Origin of the sequence: Rhodococcus sp. (in: high G+C Gram-positive bacteria) (assembly GCF_049591685.1) — a bacterium.
GTDB lineage: Bacteria > Actinomycetota > Actinomycetes > Mycobacteriales > Mycobacteriaceae > Rhodococcoides.
The window spans coordinates 1-2058 of sequence record NZ_JBAWFH010000220.1 but is presented as its reverse complement, the minus strand read 5'-3'; the positions used below and the strand labels follow the sequence as shown (position 1 = coordinate 2058).

Sequence of the window (2058 nt, the reverse complement as noted above, 5' to 3'; positions counted from 1 at the left end):
CGTCCACGATCTTGGACAGACGAGCACGTGCATCTGCGACCGGCAAAGTAGTCATGTACATAATTACAGCGCAAATCGCGCGGGCGTGCAATCACCCATCAGCTTCGACACTCACGTCGGCGTTTCTCAACGCCCACCCAAAGTCCAATTTCAGTCGACTTTGACGTTGGCCCCCTGGCGGAGGGCTCTCACCCGGAACGGACGAGGTCGGCAGCGGGCAACGGTGCGACAGTCGGTGCATCCACTGGACTACATCTCGCGAGGAGAACCGATGTCTGCAAATTTCGCCGATCGCACCGATTTCGAGAATTCCGACCGTGGATTCATCGCGCGCCTCGACCCCGCGGAGATTCGCGGCGACGACGGCAGCGTGGTGTACGACGCAGCCGGCTTCGCGGCCGCGACCACCGGGGAGTGCCCGGATACCGTCAATCCCAGCCTGTGGCGACAGGCGCAGCTGACTGCAATTCACGGCCTGTTCGAGGTCACCGATGGCATCTATCAGATTCGCGGTTACGACCTGTCCAATATGACGCTGATCGAGGGCGACACCGGAGTCGTGGTCATCGATCCGCTGGTCTCGGCCGAATGCGCTGCGGCGGGCCTCGCTCTGTACCGGGAGAACCGGGGCGACAGGCCGGTGTCCGCGGTCATCTACACGCACTCTCACATCGATCATTTCGGCGGCGTCCTCGGCGTGGTCGACGCCGACACCACGGTCCCGATCGTCGCGCCCGAGCACTTCCTCGAGCATGCGGTATCGGAGAACGTGTACGCGGGCGGTGCGATGCTGCGGCGCGGAATGTTCCACACCGGCATTGTTCTTCCCGTGGGAGCCACCGGCACCCTGGGTGCCGGTCTCGGACCGAGTACGTCCACAGGCACCGTCGGGCTCATCGCTCCCACCCTGGACATCACGCACACCGGGCAGGAGGAGACGTTCGACGGCGTACGAATGATCTTCCAGGTGACGCCCGGCACCGAGGCGCCGTCGGAGATGAACTTCTACTTCCCCGACCACCGAGCGCTGTGTCTGGCCGAGAACGCGACGCACAATCTGCACAATCTGCTGACGCTGCGCGGTGCCGAGGTGCGCGATGCTCGTAACTGGTCGCGGTACATCGCCGAGGCCATCGAGATGTTCGGCCACGATTCCGATGTCGCATTCGCATCGCACCATTGGCCGACGTGGGGCACGGACGAGTTGATCGGCTACCTGGTCCAGCAACGCGATCTGTATGCCTACCTTCATGATCAGACGCTGCGGCATCTCAATCAGGGGTTGACCGGTTCGGAGATCGCGGAGGACTTCGTGATGCCACCGGCGTTGGACGCGGCCTGGCATACCCACGGCTATTACGGATCGGTGAGCCACAACGTCAAAGCCATCTACCAGCGCTATCTGGGTTGGTACGACGGCAACCCGGCGCACCTGTGGCAGCATCCGCCCGAGGCTGCCGGTGCCCGCTACATGCGCGCAATGGGCGGAGTCGACGAGGCGGTGGCGAGAGCGAGGGAATTCGCCGACGAGGGCGACTTGCGTTTCGCTGCGGAACTATCGAGCCACGCCGTGTTCGCGCACCCCGACCACTCGGGCGCCAAGGAGGTGCTCGAGGACGCGCTGACGCGACTCGGCTACGGCTCGGAGTGCGCGACCTGGCGCAACAACTATCTGGTGGGTGCCTCGGAGGTGAACGGCCCGCCGCATCCCACTGAGGTGAACGCCGCGGGGATGGCGTCAGCACTGACGGTCACGCAGGTGTTCGACAGCCTCGCCATCCGCATCGACGGCCCGAGGGCGTGGGACGTAAAAGCAACGGTGCGTTGGGTTTTCACAGATCTCGACGAGACCTACCGCATGGAGCTGTCCAACGGCGTGCTGATCCACTATCCGACACAGCGTTCGGATGACGCGGATCTCGTTGTGACGCTGACGAAGCTGCAACTGCTCGGCGTGCTGGCCGGCGGCGGGGTGAAGGATTTGTCGATGGACGGTGATGCCTCGGCTCTGACGCGCATCGTCGAATTGACGAGCAAGCCCGACCCGGCGTTCCGAAT

Annotated in this window: 1 protein-coding gene; it reads left to right on the top strand. The window is 63.8% G+C overall.

What is annotated here, in order from left to right; translation table 11 throughout:
* Positions 1–271: 271 nt before the first annotated feature.
* On the top strand, positions 272–2058 hold a 1787-nt coding region (locus tag WBQ44_RS09345), incomplete at its 3' end, for an alkyl/aryl-sulfatase (RefSeq protein ID WP_495566425.1).